Origin of the sequence: Halomonas sp. KAO (assembly GCF_015595025.1) — a bacterium.
Classification (GTDB): Bacteria; Pseudomonadota; Gammaproteobacteria; order Pseudomonadales; family Halomonadaceae; genus Halomonas.
Genome location: NZ_JADNRL010000041.1, coordinates 1 through 470, shown reverse-complemented (window position 1 = coordinate 470; position 470 = coordinate 1). Strand labels below are relative to the sequence as shown.

Sequence of the window (470 nt, the reverse complement as noted above, 5' to 3'; positions counted from 1 at the left end):
ATCTAGTAGGAGAGGCAAGATCCTGCGCAAAGAAGCATGCGGAAGCATCCGCCGAGATCATCTCTTCGCAGGGGTTGGCGGACGCATTGGATTATTGCAAGGAGCAGGGACTAGAACCGCCACAGTGTTCTCTGACCGCTGAATCGCAGAACGCTGAGGCGCTGAGGACTAAAGCCAAACGGATGCTAAGCGAGGTGAAATGGTGGGAGCGTCGATTGGAGCGGAAAGCCGTGCAAGATTTTGAGATGCGCAAGAGGCAGTCGGGCGACGTCGATGGCCCAGTTTCCGACGAAGCCCTTCAATACTACAAAGCAAAAGGAAGGCGCTAGTAGCGTATAACAATTTGGTGGAGGCGACGCCGGTAAATGTGGCTGCCTACAATCGGGCCATCCGGGCGGCGCGCCTTACCACACCGTTTTTTATATGGAAACTTTGAATCAAGGAGAGGATCTTGAAATTAGAAAAACTCA

Annotated in this window: 1 protein-coding gene; it reads left to right on the top strand. The window is 52.8% G+C overall.

From position 1 onward, the window contains the following. A partial coding sequence (locus IOC61_RS17760; RefSeq protein WP_229333241.1) for a hypothetical protein occupies nt 1-329 on the top strand: 329 nt, incomplete at its 5' end. Nucleotides 330-470: the final 141 nt, after the last annotated feature.